Origin of the sequence: Sphingopyxis sp. JAI108 (assembly GCF_013410105.1) — a bacterium.
GTDB lineage: Bacteria > Pseudomonadota > Alphaproteobacteria > Sphingomonadales > Sphingomonadaceae > Sphingopyxis > Sphingopyxis chilensis.
In genome coordinates, this window is record NZ_JACCCJ010000003.1 from 283,210 (window position 1) to 299,749 (window position 16,540).

General features: G+C 66.5%; 13 protein-coding genes. 6 read left to right on the top strand and 7 right to left on the bottom strand.

What is annotated here, in order from left to right; translation table 11 throughout:
- The first annotated feature begins 2 nt into the window (after nucleotides 1-2).
- The 5 genes from HDC29_RS16060 to HDC29_RS19460 all read left to right on the top strand — a co-directional run bounded on the left by HDC29_RS16060 (nucleotide 3) and on the right by HDC29_RS19460 (nucleotide 4,237).
- A complete protein-coding gene (locus HDC29_RS16060) occupies nucleotides 3-950 on the top strand; it encodes a phytanoyl-CoA dioxygenase family protein (RefSeq protein ID WP_373562821.1) in 948 nt (315 codons plus the stop codon).
- The gene (locus tag HDC29_RS16065) at nucleotides 947-1,573 is read left to right on the top strand and encodes a GntR family transcriptional regulator (protein WP_179499287.1); all 627 of its coding nucleotides are present in this window, start codon (nucleotides 947-949) and stop codon (nucleotides 1,571-1,573) included. The genes HDC29_RS16060 and HDC29_RS16065 overlap by 4 nt, the downstream gene beginning before the upstream one ends.
- Nucleotides 1,574-1,666: 93 nt before the next feature.
- Nucleotides 1,667-1,804, top strand: coding sequence for a hypothetical protein (locus HDC29_RS16070; protein WP_179499288.1), 138 nt, complete (start codon nucleotides 1,667-1,669; stop codon nucleotides 1,802-1,804).
- A 43-nt stretch (nucleotides 1,805-1,847) separates the two neighbouring features.
- Complete coding sequence (locus HDC29_RS16075) at nucleotides 1,848-2,510, top strand: lasso peptide biosynthesis B2 protein (RefSeq protein WP_179499289.1); 663 nt, start codon at nucleotides 1,848-1,850, stop codon at nucleotides 2,508-2,510.
- Nucleotides 2,507-4,237 (top strand): asparagine synthase C-terminal domain-containing protein, encoded by a 1,731-nt coding sequence (locus HDC29_RS19460; protein ID WP_179499290.1) that lies wholly within the window; start codon nucleotides 2,507-2,509, stop codon nucleotides 4,235-4,237. The genes HDC29_RS16075 and HDC29_RS19460 overlap by 4 nt, the downstream gene beginning before the upstream one ends.
- Nucleotides 4,238-4,312: 75 nt before the next feature.
- On the opposite strand, the gene HDC29_RS16085 is transcribed toward HDC29_RS19460, so the two are convergent.
- From HDC29_RS16085 to HDC29_RS16100, 4 genes are all read right to left on the bottom strand, one after another.
- Complete coding sequence (locus tag HDC29_RS16085) at nucleotides 4,313-6,289, bottom strand: Atxe2 family lasso peptide isopeptidase (RefSeq protein WP_179499291.1); 1,977 nt, start codon at nucleotides 6,287-6,289, stop codon at nucleotides 4,313-4,315.
- On the bottom strand, nucleotides 6,286-9,231 hold the full coding sequence (locus tag HDC29_RS16090) for a TonB-dependent receptor (RefSeq protein WP_179499292.1): 2,946 nt from the start codon (nucleotides 9,229-9,231) through the stop codon (nucleotides 6,286-6,288). The genes HDC29_RS16085 and HDC29_RS16090 overlap by 4 nt, the downstream gene beginning before the upstream one ends.
- An 82-nt stretch (nucleotides 9,232-9,313) precedes the next feature.
- On the bottom strand, nucleotides 9,314-10,222 hold the full coding sequence (locus HDC29_RS16095; RefSeq protein ID WP_179499293.1) for a FecR domain-containing protein: 909 nt from the start codon (nucleotides 10,220-10,222) through the stop codon (nucleotides 9,314-9,316).
- A complete protein-coding gene (locus HDC29_RS16100; protein ID WP_179499294.1) occupies nucleotides 10,219-10,800 on the bottom strand; it encodes an RNA polymerase sigma factor in 582 nt (193 codons plus the stop codon). Before HDC29_RS16100 ends, HDC29_RS16095 begins: the two co-directional genes overlap by 4 nt.
- A gap of 378 nt (nucleotides 10,801-11,178) precedes the next feature.
- Here HDC29_RS16100 and gntA point away from each other — a divergent pair, with 378 nt between their 5' ends.
- A complete protein-coding gene (gene gntA / locus HDC29_RS16105; protein ID WP_179499295.1) occupies nucleotides 11,179-11,865 on the top strand; it encodes a guanitoxin biosynthesis heme-dependent pre-guanitoxin N-hydroxylase GntA in 687 nt (228 codons plus the stop codon).
- A gap of 15 nt (nucleotides 11,866-11,880) precedes the next feature.
- Here gntA and HDC29_RS16110 read toward each other — a convergent pair whose 3' ends face one another.
- From HDC29_RS16110 to cphA, 3 genes are read right to left on the bottom strand one after another with little or no spacing between them, the layout of a single operon-like run.
- On the bottom strand, nucleotides 11,881-12,672 hold the full coding sequence (locus HDC29_RS16110) for a cyanophycinase (protein ID WP_179499296.1): 792 nt from the start codon (nucleotides 12,670-12,672) through the stop codon (nucleotides 11,881-11,883).
- Nucleotides 12,665-13,525: an isoaspartyl peptidase/L-asparaginase family protein gene (locus tag HDC29_RS16115; RefSeq protein WP_179499297.1), complete on the bottom strand. Its 861-nt coding sequence runs from the start codon at nucleotides 13,523-13,525 to the stop codon at nucleotides 12,665-12,667. Before HDC29_RS16115 ends, HDC29_RS16110 begins: the two co-directional genes overlap by 8 nt.
- Nucleotides 13,518-16,247 carry a cyanophycin synthetase gene (gene cphA, locus HDC29_RS16120; RefSeq protein ID WP_257018331.1) on the bottom strand — a complete coding sequence of 910 codons (2,730 nt, stop codon included), beginning with the start codon at nucleotides 16,245-16,247 and terminating at the stop codon, nucleotides 13,518-13,520. The genes HDC29_RS16115 and cphA overlap by 8 nt, the downstream gene beginning before the upstream one ends.
- Between the last annotated feature and the right edge of the window lie 293 nt (nucleotides 16,248-16,540).

Below are 16,540 nucleotides of genomic sequence, written 5' to 3' on the forward strand. Positions count from 1 at the left end.
CGATGATGATCAATCCCGCCACGCTCGAACCGCAGGCCCTCCGCTCACCGGCAGCCGCGCGTCTGATGGAGGAAGGCTATGTGATCCTCCGCGGCGCCGCGCCCGCCGACAAGATCGCGGCAATTGCCGCCGACTTTGCGCCGCGCTATGCGGCGACACCCTTCTGCCAAGGCGGCTTTTACGGCCCGCGCACCAAGCGCTTCGGGCGGCTGCTCATCCGCTCGCCGCTCGTTGAAGGCCTGGTGCTCCACCCCGGTATCTTGGCGATCGCCGAGGCGGCGCTCGGCCCCTGGTGCGAGCGCATCCAGCTCAATCTCGCGCAGGCGATCGAGCTCCATCCGGGCGCACCTGCGCAGTTTCCACACCGCGATCAGGACATGTGGCGGGGCTCGCTCGGCGAGGTCGAATATCTGATCAACGTCATGTGGCCGCTGACGCCGTTCACGGCGGAGAATGGCGCGACGATCATCTGGCCCTCGAGCCATGGCGCCGAGGCGCTGGTCGAGGAGCCGCGCGAGGCGCCGGTCGTCGCGTCCGCCGATCCCGGCGATGCGATCGTCTTCCTGGGCTCGACGCTGCACGGCGCCGGGGCCAATGCGAGCGACGGCGCCCGGCAGGGTATCATCATCAGCTACTGCCTCGGGTGGCTCAAACCTTATGAAAACCAGTGGCTGGCCTATCCGCCCGACATCGCGCGGGCCTTCTCGCCCGAGCTTGCTGGGCTCGCAGGCTATGCGCAGCACCGGCCCAATCTCGGCAATTTCGAAGGGCAATGCCCGTCGATCCTGTTCGGTGGCTATCCGCAGGAACCTGTAGCAGCGATCGATGCGCTGCGTCCCGACCAGGAGGCGTTGCTCGCAGAGCATATCGCCGCGCAGCGACGGGCCGGAATGGAGGGGGCTGCGGAAGGGGAGGCCGGTGGGGCGGCGCGCGGGGCGAGGGCGGCATGAGCCCCGGCGCGACGATGGAGCGCGTCTATCTCGCCCTGAAGGCGCGTATTCTCGCCGGCGAGTTCACGCCGGGGACGCGGCTCGATCCCGCGCAGCTTTCGCGCTCGCTCGCGGCGAGCGCGACGCCCGTTCGCGACGCGCTCAACCGGCTGTCGGGCGAGCGCATGGTCGAAAGTTGGCATCAGGACGGGTTTCGCCAGCCGCAACTGGCCGAGGGCGACATCGCCGATCTCCATGGCTGGCTCGGCACTTTGCTCTCGCTCGCGCTGAAAGGTCCGAGGCCGCGTCCGGAAAGCCCCGACGTCCTTCTCGAGCTCGCGGCTCACGACCGCTATCCTGATGCGGTCGACCGCCTGTTCCGGACGATCGCGATCGGTACGGCAAATCGAGAACTGCAATATTCGATCGTGAATGCGATCGAACGCTCTGCTGTTTTTCGCGAGGCGGAAGCGAAAATCGACGAGCGAGCCGAGGAGGCTCTGGCTGCGATGGCGGACGATTATCGCTTCGGCCGTTGGAGCGCTTTGCGCAGCAAAATCACGCGCTTCCATCGCCAGCGCGTGCGGCTTGCGGGCCGCGTGGCGGCGCATCTTCGCCCACGTTCGCAGCCCTTCAGACAATAATCGGCCGATATTTTCGTATAAAATTCCTATCTGGCGCGGCTGTCTTAGCTTGGGGATTGCCGCAATTCCGCGGCATGATCAAAGGAGGGTCCCATGGACCGCAATGACATCGTCGAAGACGGCATCGAAGAACTGGGCGTCGCGAGCGTCGAGACGCTCGGCCAGATCCCGCGCCGGCCGGAAGCCGATGGCGTCCAGTTCGGGCTGGGCGGCGGCATTTCGGCCGAATGACGGACCGGAGGGCGCGCCGCGCAAACGCCGCGCCCTCTTTCCGATGGATCATCATCTCCTTCCTCATGTGAGCTTCGGTTTCCTGGGCGACCGTGCCGTTGCGCTCGACCTTCGCTCGGACCGCTATTTCCTGATCGCGGCCGAGGAAGCCCTCGCGCTTCGTGCCGCGGGTGCGGGGACGCACGGGGAGGCAGAGCTTTCCGGTCTCGACGCGCTCGTGCGACGGCGCCTGATCGGCGAGGGAGAGGGTTTGGCCATTGCGCCTGTCGTCGCCGAGCCGCTCGTCCGATCGGCGCTCGAGATGGAAGCGAGACGCGGACATGTGGGCTGGGCCGAGGCTGCGTGGAGCCGGGGGGAGGCGGCTCTCTGCCTTCGTCTATTGGGTTTACACCGCACGCTCGCACGTTGGCACCGCATTCGCGAGCGTTTCGCGCGAAAGAAGCTTAGTCCATCTTCCGAGCAGCTCGCAGTGGAGATCGCGCAGGGATTTGCCGACGCCCGCCTATTGCTCCCTGCCAAGACCCTGTGCGTCCCAGACAGTCTCGCGCTTGCCCGAATTCTCTGGCGCCGCGGAATCGACGCCGATGTCTTTTTCGGAGTTCGTCTCGCACCCTTTCTTGCCCATGCCTGGGTCCAGCGAGGCGATACGCTCCTGTCCGACACGGTGAATACGGTCGGCGAATATACGCCGGTGTTCCGACTGTGACCATCGCCGTTGCACTCGTGCAGGGTGAGCGTCCGATGGACGTCCCGCCCGGCGATATATGCGAGCTTGCCCGCGTCGGGCCGGCAACCCTCTTTGGAATGGCGGGAACGATCGTTCATATCGTGGGCGCAGGCCGGGCGGTGGTGGTCGGCCATGCCTTTTCCCGCGATACATTTGCCCCAATCACCGCGCTCGCAGCGGACGCTGTCGAGGAAATCGTCCGGAGCGAAGGCGCTTGGGCAATACGCAACCTCTGGGGCAGCTTCATTATGGCTTGGGCCGATGCGGACAAGGGCGTGTTCGTCCTGCGCTCGCCTCTGACGGGGCCTGCAATATTCCAGGCGCATTCACAGGTTGGCGGTCAGGGAGGTGCGAAATGGCACTGCGCCTTCACCGATCTTCCCCTGGCTCGAGCGCTCGGCTTTGCCCTCGGAGCCCCCGAGCCGAGCGTGATCGACGCCTATTTGCGATATCCTCTGCTGCGGGCGCCCAGCGCCGGAATCAAAGACGTCACCGAAATCCTGCCCGGCGAGATATCGAGGCTGGATCAGCCCGGTCGCCGGACGGCTAGCTGGGTGCCATGGAATTATGTCATCCAGCCTCCGAACCGCGCCGACCCCATGGAACTAGCCGATATCGTCGGCAAATGCGTGCGCGCCTGGAGCGGATGCTTCGCGCGCATCCAGCTCGAACTCTCCGGCGGGATCGACAGCAGCATAGTCGCCGCCTGCCTTGCCGATCGGGCCGATCCCTGGCGCGCTATCACGATGGTCACCGCCGAACCTGACGGAGATGAACGTCCCTATGCCCGGGCCGTCGCCGAGAACGTCGGGGTGCCGCTCGCCGAGCTGATGCTCTCCCCCGATCCGGCCGACCCGATTGCCGCCAGCATTACCCCGCGCGTGCGACCGGGCGGTTTCGGATTGATCGGGCCCACCGACGCCGCATTTCTGGCTTCGGCGCGCGCGTTCGGGGCCGATGCTATATTCTCCGGAACTGCGGGAGACGGCGCATTCGGCTACCAGACATCGGTCGCGCCAGCGCTCGACGCATTTCACTATGAGGGGCTGCGTTTCGCAATCGGAGCCGCGCGTGACCAGGCGCGGATCATGGACGACAATATCTGGAATGCACTTCGCCTCGGCCTGCGCGGCTACCTTCGCGGGATACGACTCTGGCCTGTCGACGATCACCTGCTGTCGAGCCGTCACGCTGCTGAACGCCCCTGGCACCCTTGGTTCGACGATGCTGAATATTATCCGCCCGGCATAAGGCGCTACGCGCTCGGAATATTGCCCATCCAGCCTTTCCTCGACGGCTATGATCGATCGCGGATCATGCCCAAGATCGCGCCGCTGCTCGCGCAGCCGCTCATCGAATATGGCCTCGGCGTTCCGAGCTGGCAGTGGGGAGAAGGCGGGGTGAACCGGGCGCTCGCGCGCGCGGCATTTCGCGCCGACCTGCCCGAGATCGTGCTGAACAGACGGAGCAAAGGCCGGATCCTGTCGATGTTCCTGCCGGCGTTCGAGCAAAACCGGCACCGGCTGTCCGGCTATTTGCTAGACGGTTGGCTTGCGGGCGCAGGCTTAATCGACGTCGATGCAATAGGCGCAATATTGTCGGGCCGCCAGCGAGCCGACACGCCCGACATGCTGCGCATCCTCCAGTTCGCGGACATCGAGGGCTGGGCGCGCTCAGTTATAGGAGACGGGCGTCTGGACGATTGACTGCTTCGGCGCATGGGGAATCGGCAGCCAGAGGCCGTGCCGGGCGCGCGCCGGGGAACGACGCCCGGCACGAACCTACGGCGCGGGAGCTTGCAAGGATTGCCCCGCGCGAAGACTGCGCCAGCGTATATATTGTGCCCGCTTGGCCGGGTCGGGATCTTCCTCGCCCTTCAGCCAGAAGCGGTACCAGTCGAGGTTTCGTTCGTAGACAGCCCGCTTGTGGACAGGTTGATATTTGATGTGAAGTTCGTCCGCGAACGCGAAGAGTTCGGCTGGCTTGCCTGCCAGCCTGAGCTTGGTGTTGAGCTCAACGAGATTGCGAACCTCGGACTCTGGCGCCTGCATCAGAAGCGGCGTGTCGATTGCTTTCGCGTCTGCAGCAGCCGATAGAATACGCCAGCGCCCCGGGTCGGTGTCCGGATCTCCAGCCTGCCAGAACTGCCGAAAGATGCCTACAAACCCGCGATCGGGAAAGGCATTCGACCAGTAATAATGAGCGCCGACCTGTCCCGACGAGATCGTTGCGGCCGCAAAGCGCTTGGTCTTGCGGACCGCCCAGAGCGCGACGCTCGACCCGAAACTCAAACCGCCGATCCCCACCTTGGAGGCATCGATCTGCTTCTTCGCCGCGAGGTCGTCGATAGCCTCGCCGATCGCCGACACGGCCAGAGCATAACCGGCTTCCATCGTCTCGCCGTCGAGCGGCTGACGGCCGTTGATGCACAGCACCGCGATCCCGTGCTCGACGAGCGGCAGCATCGGGATCTCGTCGCCGACGCCACCCTTGAGGAATCCGGCGCAGCGATAATATTGGATGACGAGCGGAAGCGGTCCGGTCGCCTGCTGAGGGCGCAGGAATATGCCGTCATGCCCGTTCGGCCAGCGCATCGGGATGGCCACAGCCCGGATCCGCGTCCGAAGGTTGGCGTTGGGATCGAAAATCACCTTGCGACTGCCGTTGGACATGGCGATCCGGACAAGGCGCGGGGGCGTGATAGCGCTCGCCTCGACACAGACAAGAGCTTCATTCGCGACCGCGCATCGTGGCTGCCAGATCGGCGTTCGTTCGGCGCCTTCGGTCGCGGTAAGGAAGCGGGCGGTTCGATCGCCGATGCGCCACAGCCATATTTTCTCGCGCGACCCGGCATCTCGTTCGAAAAGGATGAGCATGTCGTGGCCCGGTCGCGCCGCGACGGCGGCGAGCCTTGGCGACGTACAGGGTTGGGCGCTGCACGCGATGAGCCGGCCATCGGCCAGCGTCACTTTCACAAGCTGCGCAGCGCCGCTTGCATCAATCTCTGCCTTGCCGCCGTCCGGAAGCCGGATCGTCCGATCCTGACCCGAAGCTGTTCGGAATTTCGCCGCTCTGTCCGATTCTTCGGGACCGAGCTCGACGACCGTCTCCTTTTTCGGGGCGTCCCACAGGATGCGCGCGCGGTCGAACCAGTTGCGATTCCACCGCTGCGATATGCGCCGTCCGTCCTCGATCTTTCCGCCCGCAACCGCTTGGCCAAGGTCGACGCTGTCATCGACGAGCACCCCGTCCTCATAGGCGCTCTTCTCGGCCGCCAGCACCTCGGCGCGGGTCGCCCCTGTCGTGTAGCGGAGCGATTGCCCGTCAGGGGACAGCTCGAAGCCAGTGATATCCGCAGAATCGACAACCTCGCGCGCCATTCCGGTTCCCTCGCGCCAGTGCCAGATCGCTACCACGCCATCGACCAACGCGAGAAAGCGAAACCCCTTGGAATCGGGATCCCAAACCGGCACCTGTTCGGCGACCGATCCAGCGCCGTCGTGCCGCACCGTGCCGGCGGTCCCGGCATGGATGGCGGCTCCGCCTTCGACCTTGGCCACATACCAGTCGAGTCGGGTGTCGTTGGCGCTGACCGATGGACGCGTTACCCGAAAGACCACGCGGCTAGCATCGGGAGACAGGCTCGGACCCATGATGTCGGCCGCTTCGGTCAGGTCGCGGGCGGTAATGGGGGTGCGGGTGGGAGCCCGCGCCTCCACCGCCGGCACCACCGAGACGATCAATGATGCGGCGATCACCACCCGATGATCGCCTGCAGGGCAAGGCTCCGCCCGATCGCACTTGCTTGCTCGGGGTCGTAGCCGATCGTGACGCCGGTCGATCGGAACTGCGCATAGGGCGGATCCGTGTCGAAGAGATTGTTCACGCTGAATGCCAGGCGGAACGAGCGGGCCCTGTTTGCCTTTTGCGCTTCGCCGATGCGAAGGCCCAGCTGCAGGTCGACCGTCGTCCAGCTTTTCACGCGCTCGGCGGGCGTAACCGTGAGATTGCGATAGCTTGCGACATGATTGACCGCGATGCCGCCGTCGAAGGCACCAAGAACCACGCCCGCACGGCCGCGCAACCGCAGCTTGACCGGAGCGCCGAGGGTGCCCGCGACATTGTTGCGCGGCGCGCTATCTGTGATCCGATTATCGATCGTGAACAGCCGCGTCCCGCCGAGCGAAAGATTGATGCTGCCATCGACGAGGGGCTTCACATAGCCGAGGTCGAAGTCGAGACCCTGGACCGTCGAACGCGACAGGTTGCGTGTCCGGCCATCGACGATCGCGCTGACCTCGCCCGGCAGGATCCCGATCGCATTGAAGAAGTTGGGATCGGCGAAGTAGGCGGCGACTTCCGCCAGATCGGGTGTGTCGTCGATCATACCGCCATAAATATCGCGGCGGACGAGAAACTGCTGGAGAAAGCTGGTCGCCGAGGCGATGCGATCGCGATAGCGGATATCGAAATAGGTTAGGCTGAGCTTCGCACCGGGGAGGAAGCGCGGTTCGAAATCGATGCCCGCGGTCCAACTCGTCGCCTTTTCGGGGCCGAGATCGGGACGATAACCCGACAGCAGCAGGACCGCCGTCTGGCCAGTCGGCGAGGTAGGATCGTTGAGATAGAAAGTTTGATAGAAGGCATTCGCCGTGCCGACGAGTTCGTCGAAGAAGGGCGCCCGGAACGAGCGACCGTAGGAGGCGCGGAGCGCGAGACCCGGCAACGGCTCCCATCGCGCGCCGAGCTTGGGGTTGGCGGTGTCGCCGACGTCCGAATAATGCTCATATCGGCCCGCTGCGGAAAAGGTCAGCGATCCCGGAAAACTCTCTCCTGCGTCGAAGACCGGAATAGCCAGCTCGCCATAGATTGCCTTCACGATCCTCTTGTCGGGCAGCCCGTCGATGCCGAAGCTGAGCGGCCCGTCGGTGACGAGGTCGAAGCTTTGCAGATAGTCGAGACTGTCGCGGCGATATTCTGCACCGATCGCGAGCTTCACGGCCCCCGCGGGCAGGGTGAAGAGTGATCCGTCGGCGCGCAGCGCCGCGGTCCAATTCTCGTAGCGTGTGCGGACCGAGATGCTACCGCGCAGACTGTCGATGAGCGCCGGGTCGTTGACTGCACCGTCGCCGAAGAGATTGATCGCCTGCGCCGGGTCGCTCGCGGCAATGGCGCGGGCCAGACGGAGGAGGTGGACGATATTGACCCCGTCATAACCCTCGCGTTGGCGCCCATAGCCGCCCGAGAGCTCGATATTCCAGCTGCCGATGTCGGCGCGTGCGCCGAAGCTCGTGTTGAGCGCCTTGACGGTTCCGCGCACGCCCTCGGGTCCGAAGTTGGCGGTTGGATCATAATAGACGATGATCTCTTCGCCGGTTCCGATGGGGTCGACATAATAGGGATTGTCGGGACCCACGACCTGCGGAGAGGCGCCGATCACCCGCCGCCGCGCCTCGAAGTGGCGCTCCGCATAGAGGCCGCGCGCAAACAGGGAGATATGATCGCCGAGCGCCTGCTCGCCGCTCGCATAGAGGCTGAAACTCTCCTGCCGCGGCAGGATATCGACATTGCGCCGCGCGTCGCTCCGCCGGAAGTCGCTGCTCGAAATGAGCTGAGAAGGGGTGAGCGCGGTGCCATCCTGCCCCCGCGGAATAAGGAAGCGCTGGCCATTCGCGGCGACGATCGTGCCCGGGCTGGCGAGATTGGACCGAAGGTCGGGTCCGCCGAAAGGGCGCAGATCCTCGGTCGCAAACGCGCGTTCCTCCGAGCCAAGGCTCCCGCGGCGATAATATTCGCCCGCTACAACGATATGCCCTGTCGCCCAACCGGTACCGACGATCTGGCCAAGCTGATATTCGCTATAGTCGCCATCCGCGGAGCTCACCCGCAGGCGTGTCTCGGCACCCTCGAAGCGGTTGCGGAAACGGACATTGACCACTCCGGCGACCGCGTCCGAGCCGTAAATGGCGGACGCGCCGTCAGTCAGGATCTCCAGCCTTTCGACTGCGAGCGAGGGCAGGGTCGAAATGTCTGCGAACGCGCCGGAGGCGCCGCCGAGCGCGGGGCGGGTACCGTCGAGCAGGGTCAGCGTCGATCCGGTGCCGAGGCCGCGCAGGTTGATGCCGGTCCCGTAGCCGATATTGCTCGCAGCGTTGCCACGCGCCGAGGTTCCGACATTGGCCTCGGCTGGGCCGCCCGAGAAATTCTGCGGAATTGTCTGGATGAAGTCGGCGAGGGTCGCCCGGCCGCTGCGATCGAGCGTGTCGCGATCGATCGCTAACAGCGGAGAGCCCGCTGGCCCGCGCCCGCGAATGCGCGAGCCAGTGACGATGATAGCCTCCTCGCGATGGGTGTCAGTCGAGCCGGGCTCCGCTGCATCGCCGTTTCCCGAGCGGATCACGAGCGCGCCATCGACGATCTCGGCGAAAAGGCCGGTGCCGGAAAGGAGGCGCGACAGGGCAGCATCCGGCGTGAGGCGGCCTGTCACGCGGCCGCTGCGCTTGCCGGCGGTGAGCGTGCCGGAGGCTATCACCTCGCGGCCGGAGACCTGTGAATAGCGTTGCAGCGCAGTGGCCAGATCCTGCGGCGCGATATTGTACGTCTGCTGCGCGGCCCGCGTCTGCGCCTGCGCGCTCGGCACCTGAATCGCGATGGCGGCGGTGCTCGATGCGAGCATCGCAGCGAAAAGCTTGGCTTTCATTCTTCCTCCCCAAAGGCGGCCTCCGATGGCCGTCCGGGGATGCAAAACACCGGGGGACGATATTCCCCCCTGCGTGCAGGAATTATTTTTTGCCGAGGATGATTTCGGTGCCGCGATCGTCGACGGCGAGGTCGAGCGCCGCGGCGAGCTTGCGGGCGAGGCTTTCGCTGTCCGCGACGTCGAAGCGGCCGGCGACGGGCAATTGGGCGAGGGCAGGATCGGCGAGACGGATCGGTTTGCCGGCCAACTTGTTCGCGGCGTCGAGAATCGCACCGAGCGGCAGATTGTCGGCCGCGAGCATCGTCGTTCCGACCGGGCTCGTCATCTCGGGCAGCAGGCGCGGTCCGCTGTCGGGGACTTCAGCTCGCTCGCCGGGCGCAAGGCGGATCGCCTTGGCGGAACCGCCGAGCCGGACTTCGACCGACCCGGTGATCAGCCTGACCTGCGGCGTTGCCGACCGGACGTCGACCTCGAAAACGGTCCCGATCGCCCGTGTCTCTGATCGCCCCGCGACCACGATGAACGGCCGCGCGGCATCGTGCGCGACATCGAAGCGCGCGCGGCCGCCGTGCAGCCGGACGCGGCGCTCGGTCTCGCTGAACTGCGGCTCGGCCCAGGCGCCGTCCATCAAAGTGACCGTCGTGCCGTCGGCGAGACGAAGCTGGCTCGGCAGCATCGGCCCGGCGGCAATCTGCTCGACATCTCTGCCATTCTTGAAATGCCAGGCAAAGCCGAGAGCGATGCCGGCTGCCGCGATCGTAGCGACGGCCCAGCGGAGCCTTCCCGGCGCGCTAGCATTCTCGCGAGCCCTGGCGCCGATCCGCTGGCGCGACATGCTGGCACCGAGCATATAATGCTCCTCCGCCATAACATAGGCTTCGGCATGTCCCGGCCGCGCATGCCACGCATCGAAGGCCGCACGGTCCTTGTCGGTCGGTGTACCGTGCATCTTCGCGGCCCAGTCGGCCGCCTCGCTGTCCCCGCGCCTCACGGCTGGGTGTCTCGTGCCTTGCGGATCGCTTTCAGGGCCTTGGCGATATGTCTTTCCACGCGTTTCAGACTCATGCCCTTGATTCGGGAAATCTCGGAGTAGCTGAGATCATCGAGCCTGTGCATCAGGAAAACATCCCTTGTGGCGGCATCGAGCGCAGCGATCGCGTCCTCCGCTCGGCGCAGCAGGTCGCGCTGCTCAAGAACCGCGTGTGGATCGGGTCCCGGGTGCTGCTGATCCTCGAAACTGTGATGGGATTGGACTTGGCTGCGCACACCCGAGCGCGAACGGTTCTTGAGGATGCTGCGCGCGGCGGTCGCAAGATAGGCTGCGGGCGCCTCGAGAAAGCCCGCGCCATAGCCCTTGGCCGACATCAGCCTCCGAAAGGTCTCCTGGACGAGATCGGGCACGTCCTGTGGCGGCACATTGCGCCGGAAGATGCCTGCGACCCGGGCGTGATGTGAAGCATAGAGATCTTCCATTCGCGCTTCGTGGCCGTGGCCGGCCCAATCGTCGGGGGGAAGGGGAGTGCCTGACGGCAGGCCGCGGCCTGCCGAAGGGGCGTCGTCAAAGTCCATTCCATTTCGCCTACCGGTCGAGCCGGAAAGCGAGTCTGCCGGAATGGTAAGAACATATTCGGAAATATGCGCCGCCGCCTTTAGCCCGAGGGCCTGGACATACGCGTCGGCCACCCGGCAGCGGATGGGATATTCACAAGGCTTTCCGACAAGGCTTCTTACGACCCGGCACCGTGCGCCTTCTTGCCCGATGCAGAGCAAGCATAGCCCGCCGTAGCGTCAGGGCAAGCCTGTGTTGTGCAAGTTCGTCCATTGTGAATCGATCTCCCCGCCGGACGGCGACAACTGGCCGATTGGGCCGCTGCGAGACGACGGCGAAATCGACGCAACCCAGGTTAACTTGCTGCAACTGCGGCGAGACGGGTCGGTTTCTGCAGCATGCTACCGCCAACCGACGACAGTTCCCACTCGCTCGCGCAACGCTTTCAGGCCTTCATCCGTGCAGCTGACTTCCCGTGCGTCGGGGCGAAGTCCGCACTGGCGCGGCAGCAGATCCGTTTCGTCGTCGCCCGCGACATGCGCTCGGCTTGGGACGATCTGCGCATCTACCCCAATCTTCTCGATCTCGCCTGGAGCTACGCGCGGTCGCCAAGCCTCTTCCATTCGCTCGTTGTGATATTCGAGGAGGATGGCGGGCTCGACGAGGAAGCGTTCGAGACATGCCTTTGGGAGCGGCTTGAATCGCTGAGCCGCAAAGACGACTGGGCTGGCCAGCCCCCCGATCCGCGCGTCAGCCACAGTCCCGAGGATCCGCATTTCTCGCTGAGCTTCGGCGGCGAGGCCTTTTTCGTCGTTGGCCTTCATCCGCGCGCGAGCCGTCCCGCGCGGCGGTTCGAGCGACCGGCGCTGGTATTCAATCTTCACGACCAGTTCGAAAAGCTGCGCGAGACCAACGTCTACGAGACGATGCGCGGCAAGATCATAGCGCGCGATGTCGCCCTGGCGGGCAGCGCGAACCCGATGCTCGCGCGTCACGGCGATGTGTCGGAGGCCCGGCAATATTCGGGGCGGGCCGTCGGACCCGATTGGCGTTGTCCCTTCTCGGGGCGCAGCCCGGCACCCTGAGCACTTCGGCGCAGCCTAACTTGCGGGACGGCGCGCGGCCAGATCGAAGCAGTCGCCGCTTCCCAGTGCGTGCAGCGTCACGCCGTGAAGCGACAATATTTCGCCGGCACGGGCGCCTGCCGCGTTGGAGTGGCTCGCCCGCGACGCGTCGACGATCGTCACGCCGCCGCTGCCGATCACCCGCGCGATGCTGCCCTCAATCCGAAGCGCCGTGTTCTCGTCGATCCCGATGCCGAGACAATCGGGACGCTGGCCGACCGCGGCGAGCAGTCGCCCGATGCGACCACGCTCGGCGAAATGCTGGTCGATGATGCTGGCAGGAACCAGCCCGAGCCCCGGCGCGAGGTCGATGTCGCCCAAACGCGGCGTCGCATCGCCGCCGCCGCCGACGAGCATCGTCTCGCCTTGCGCCGACGCCCCCGCCGACGTCCCTGCCACAAGCCCGCCGCGTTCGTGGAGCGCGCGAACGGCCGTTTCGACCGGCGTATCCTTGATGAGGGTCATAAGGCGCGACTGGTCGCCGCCGGTGAAGAAGATGCCTGCCGCCTTTTCGATCAGTTTGGCACGCGAAGCGTCATGGGCTTGGTCTCGGTCATCGAGATAGAACTCGACGAGGTTGCCGACACCCAGCGGGGCAAAGCCTTCGCAATAGGTCTCGAAATATCCATCCCGCTTCGCGCTCGCGATTGTCGCGACGACGAGCGTGCCTTCGCCGAGCTCCGCCGCGACGGCGCCGAGTATCTCGCGGCTGCCATCCTTGTCCTCATGGCCGCCGATCACGAACAAGGGGCCGGGCCTATCAGCCATTATTTTCCTTCCACACGATGCCGGACACCGGCTCCATGCCCTCGCGGACAAAGGCAGCGGCAAAATGCGGACTGTTGTGCGCGATCCCGACCCTGCCTTCGCGGTCGAGGAGGATGACGCCCGCCTCGGCTGCGAGACGCGCCATAGGGGCGAAGATCGCCTCGGCCGCCGCGCTGGCGTCCGCCGTTTCGAGCGCGCGCATCACGCGCGCGGCGAGCAGTGTCCGCGCGATCGCCTCGCCGTCGCCCGACAGCGATACCGCGCCAATGCCGTCCTCGGCATAGAAGCCCGAGCCAGGAAGCGGTGCGTCGCCGACGCGGCCGGCGAGCGTGCCCGCCAGCCCGCCGGTGGACGTCGCCGCGGCGACATGGCCCTTGCGGTCGCGGGCAACGCAGCCGACGGTATCGTGACCGCGTCCGCCCGGCGTCGCCAGGGGCATGCCCGCTCGGGCTTCTGCGATCCCGCGCGATCTTGCGAATGCCTCGGCGCCGGCGCCGACAAGGAGGACAGGCGGCTCGCGCAACATAGCATGCGCGGCTTCGACGGGATTATAGAGGGAGCGCACGCATGCGACGGCGCCTACATCGAGCGTGGCCCCGTCCATGATGCCGGCGTCCATCTCGACCTCGCCATCGGCATTTGTCACCGATCCCCCGCCCGCGTTGAACGCAGGATCGTCCTCGAGCAGGCAAACCGCGACCTTGACCGCATCGAGCACGCTGCCGCCGCTTGCCAAGATCATCGCGCCGGCCTTGGCTGCCGCTGCGCATCCTTCGCGGCGCGGCGCCTGCAGGTCGGCAGGGATGTCGCATGCACCGCCATGGACGGCGATCGCCCAGCGGTCCTCAGCCATGCGCCGCCTGCCGCAATCGGGCGTCCTGCGGACCGGGGCCCGCAGCCCAGGCTTCGACGAGCCTCCATATTCCATCGACGTCGGTCGGGGTGAGCACGACGATGTCGCCGGGGCGCGCGGCGGCGAGGCATGCCGATGCGGCGTCATACTCGCCGTCGTGGAGGCCGATCGCGTCCGCGTCGAGCCCCGCCTCGAGGGCGCCCTGGCGCATCAGGGCATTGGCTTCGCCGGGCGGGCGGCCGCGCAGGTCGACATTCTCGCGCAACATCAGGACGTCGAACATCCCGCCCGAGAGGGCGCCGATTTCGACGAGATCGCAGTCGCGCCGATCGCCTGGAATGCCGATCATTCCGATCACCCGGGCTCCTGTCTCACCGCGCATTGACGCAAGCAGGTCGGCGAGCGCGTTGAGCGCGGCGCGGTTATGGGCATAATCGACGACGATCCGCACGCCATGCGCCTCGGAGAGGCTAAGACGCCCCGGCGAATCCTCGAAGCTCGGACGAAAGGATGCGAGGCCGGCGGCGATCGTTGCGGGCGCAATCCCATAGGCGGCCGCCATTGCGGCCGCGGCGGCAGCATTCTCGACATTGAAGAGGGCGGCGCCCTTCAGCGTCGCGGGGATCGCCGCAACGGAAATGATCGGCAGGGTCTCGCCGCCCCGGTGGAGCATTAGCGTTCCGCGCTCGCAGCTCACCGCCAGTCCGCTGTTTGCCCGATGCGCTTCTATCGGTGCCAGCGCGTCGGCTGCCGCGCCGCCGGTGAACCAGACGATGCGGCCGCGGGCGCGGCGCGCCATGCGAACGGTGAGCGGGTCGGCGGCGTTGAGCACGCAGGCGCCGCTCTTCTTGACGTTGCGGGCGACGATCGCCTTCACGCGCGCGAGATCGGCGAGCGTGTCGATGCCCTTGAGGCCGAGATGATCGGGTGTGACATTGAGGACCGCGCCGACGTCGCAGGCGTCGAAGGCAAGGCCTTCGCGCAGCATGCCGCCGCGCGCGGTCTCGAGGACCGCCGCCTCGACGCGGGGATGGCGCAGCAGCATGCGCGCGCTTTTGGGGCCGCTCGCGTCGCCCGCAGCGCTGCGGGTCTCGCCGACGTAGACGCCCGAGGTGCAGGTGAAGCCGGTAGTGAGGCCGTGTCGTTCCAGAATCCGCGCAAGCATGCGGACCGTCGTCGTCTTGCCGTTCGTCCCGGTGATGGCGAAAACGGGTATCCGGCTCTTGCGGCCCTTCGGAAAGAGCGAGGCGATGATCGGCCGCGCGACGTCGCGCGCCGTCCCCTCCGAAGGCGCGAGATGCATGCGCAGCCCGGGGGCGGCATTGACTTCGACGATACCGCCCCCCGTCGCACGGACGCTCCGGGCAATATCGGGGACGATCATATCGATGCCGGCGACGTCGAGGCCGAGCGCGGCGGCGGCGTCGATCGCGATCGCTGCATTGTCGGGATGGATGGCATCGGTCCGGTCGATCGCGCTCCCGCCGGTCGAGAGGTTGGCGGCGCCGCGCAGCATGACGGTCTCGCCCGCGGCGGGCACGCTCGCGAGCGTGTGGTTCGCCTCGGCGAGAAAGGCTTCGAGCGCGGCGTCGACGCGTATCCGGGTGAGAACCGCTTCATGGCCGGCGCCGCGGCGTGGATCGTCGTTCACAGCCTCGATCAGCGCCGCGATGCTTGTCGTGCCGTCGCCGATGACATGCGCGGCGATGCGCTCGGCGACGGCGACCACGTCGTTTCCGACGACGAGAATGCGGTGATCGGCGCCGTTGAGCTGGCGCTCGACGATGACGCGCGGTGCGATAGCCTGCGCGCGCACGAAGGCATCGCGAAGCGCAGCGCCGTCGGCGACGCCCGTGGTCACGCCGCGGCCCTGATTGCCGTCGAGCGGCTTGACGACGACCGGCCACCCGAGCTTCGCGGCGGCGCGTTCGGCTTCGGATATCGTTCGCACAACTTCTCCGGGCGGCACCGGGATGCCGATGCTCGCGAGCATCTCCTTCGCTGCCTGCTTATTGGCGGCAAGTTCGGCGCCGATCAGCGAGGTCGCGCCGGTGACGCTCGCGCGAATGCGACGCTGGCGGTGGCCGGTGCCGAATTGGATGAGGCTTGCCTTGTCGAGCCGGAAAACCGGAATATGCCGCCGCCGCGCTTCGGCGACGAGCGCAGCGGTGCTGGGGCCAAGTCTGTTCTTGCGGACGAGCGTTCGAAGCGCGCTCAGCCGCGTCGCTATGTCGGTCGGGGAGCCGTCCAGCGCAGGGGCGATGCGGTCGAGGCCTGCGGCCCCTTGCAGCGCGGACGGAAGTAGCGCGTCCACCAGTTCGATCGCGGCGCGCCCGGCGGCAAGGCCGCTCGTCTGGTCGGCATAGCAGTAGAGAATGTCATATTGGCCCGGCTTGCCGCGCACCCGGCGCGTCTTGCCCCTGGTGATCGCTGCGCCGGCCCACGTTTGCAGCTCGATTGCGACATGCTCGATGATATGGCCGAGCCACGTACCTTCGGCCAGCCGGCGGAGGAAGCCGCCGGCCTCGCTATAGCTGCAGCCATGGTCGGCAAGGCCCGGCAGCAGCGTTTGCAGCGCCTCGGCGAAGCCGGGCAAGCGATCGCTGGGATAGCGGTCGAGCATCCCGAGATCGACGCGGATCCGGATCATCGGACGCCGGCCGTAGAGGTGGGGACCCGCATAGACCGAGCGTTCGAGCACCCGCAGCGAAGCGGAGGTCAAGGCGCCGGCCTTGCATGGCGCAGCGACAGCGCGCTCCGGACAGCGATCGCGGACGCGGCGGCGGGGAGGGAGATGGTGGGGCCGGAAGGGGAAAGGCCGGAAGGGAGGAGGAGGGCGCGCGGCATGCTTGTCCTTGGCTGGGGTCCTGCTGCCAACGCGAGCGGCTGACGCCCGGTTGCCGGGGTTAACATGGATCATGGCGATTGTTGCGGGCGGGGCGGCAACCGTGCGCGGAGGGGCGCGTTGGGCTTTCAGGCGACACGCTTCTCCTGCCACACCGGGCACGCCCTTCG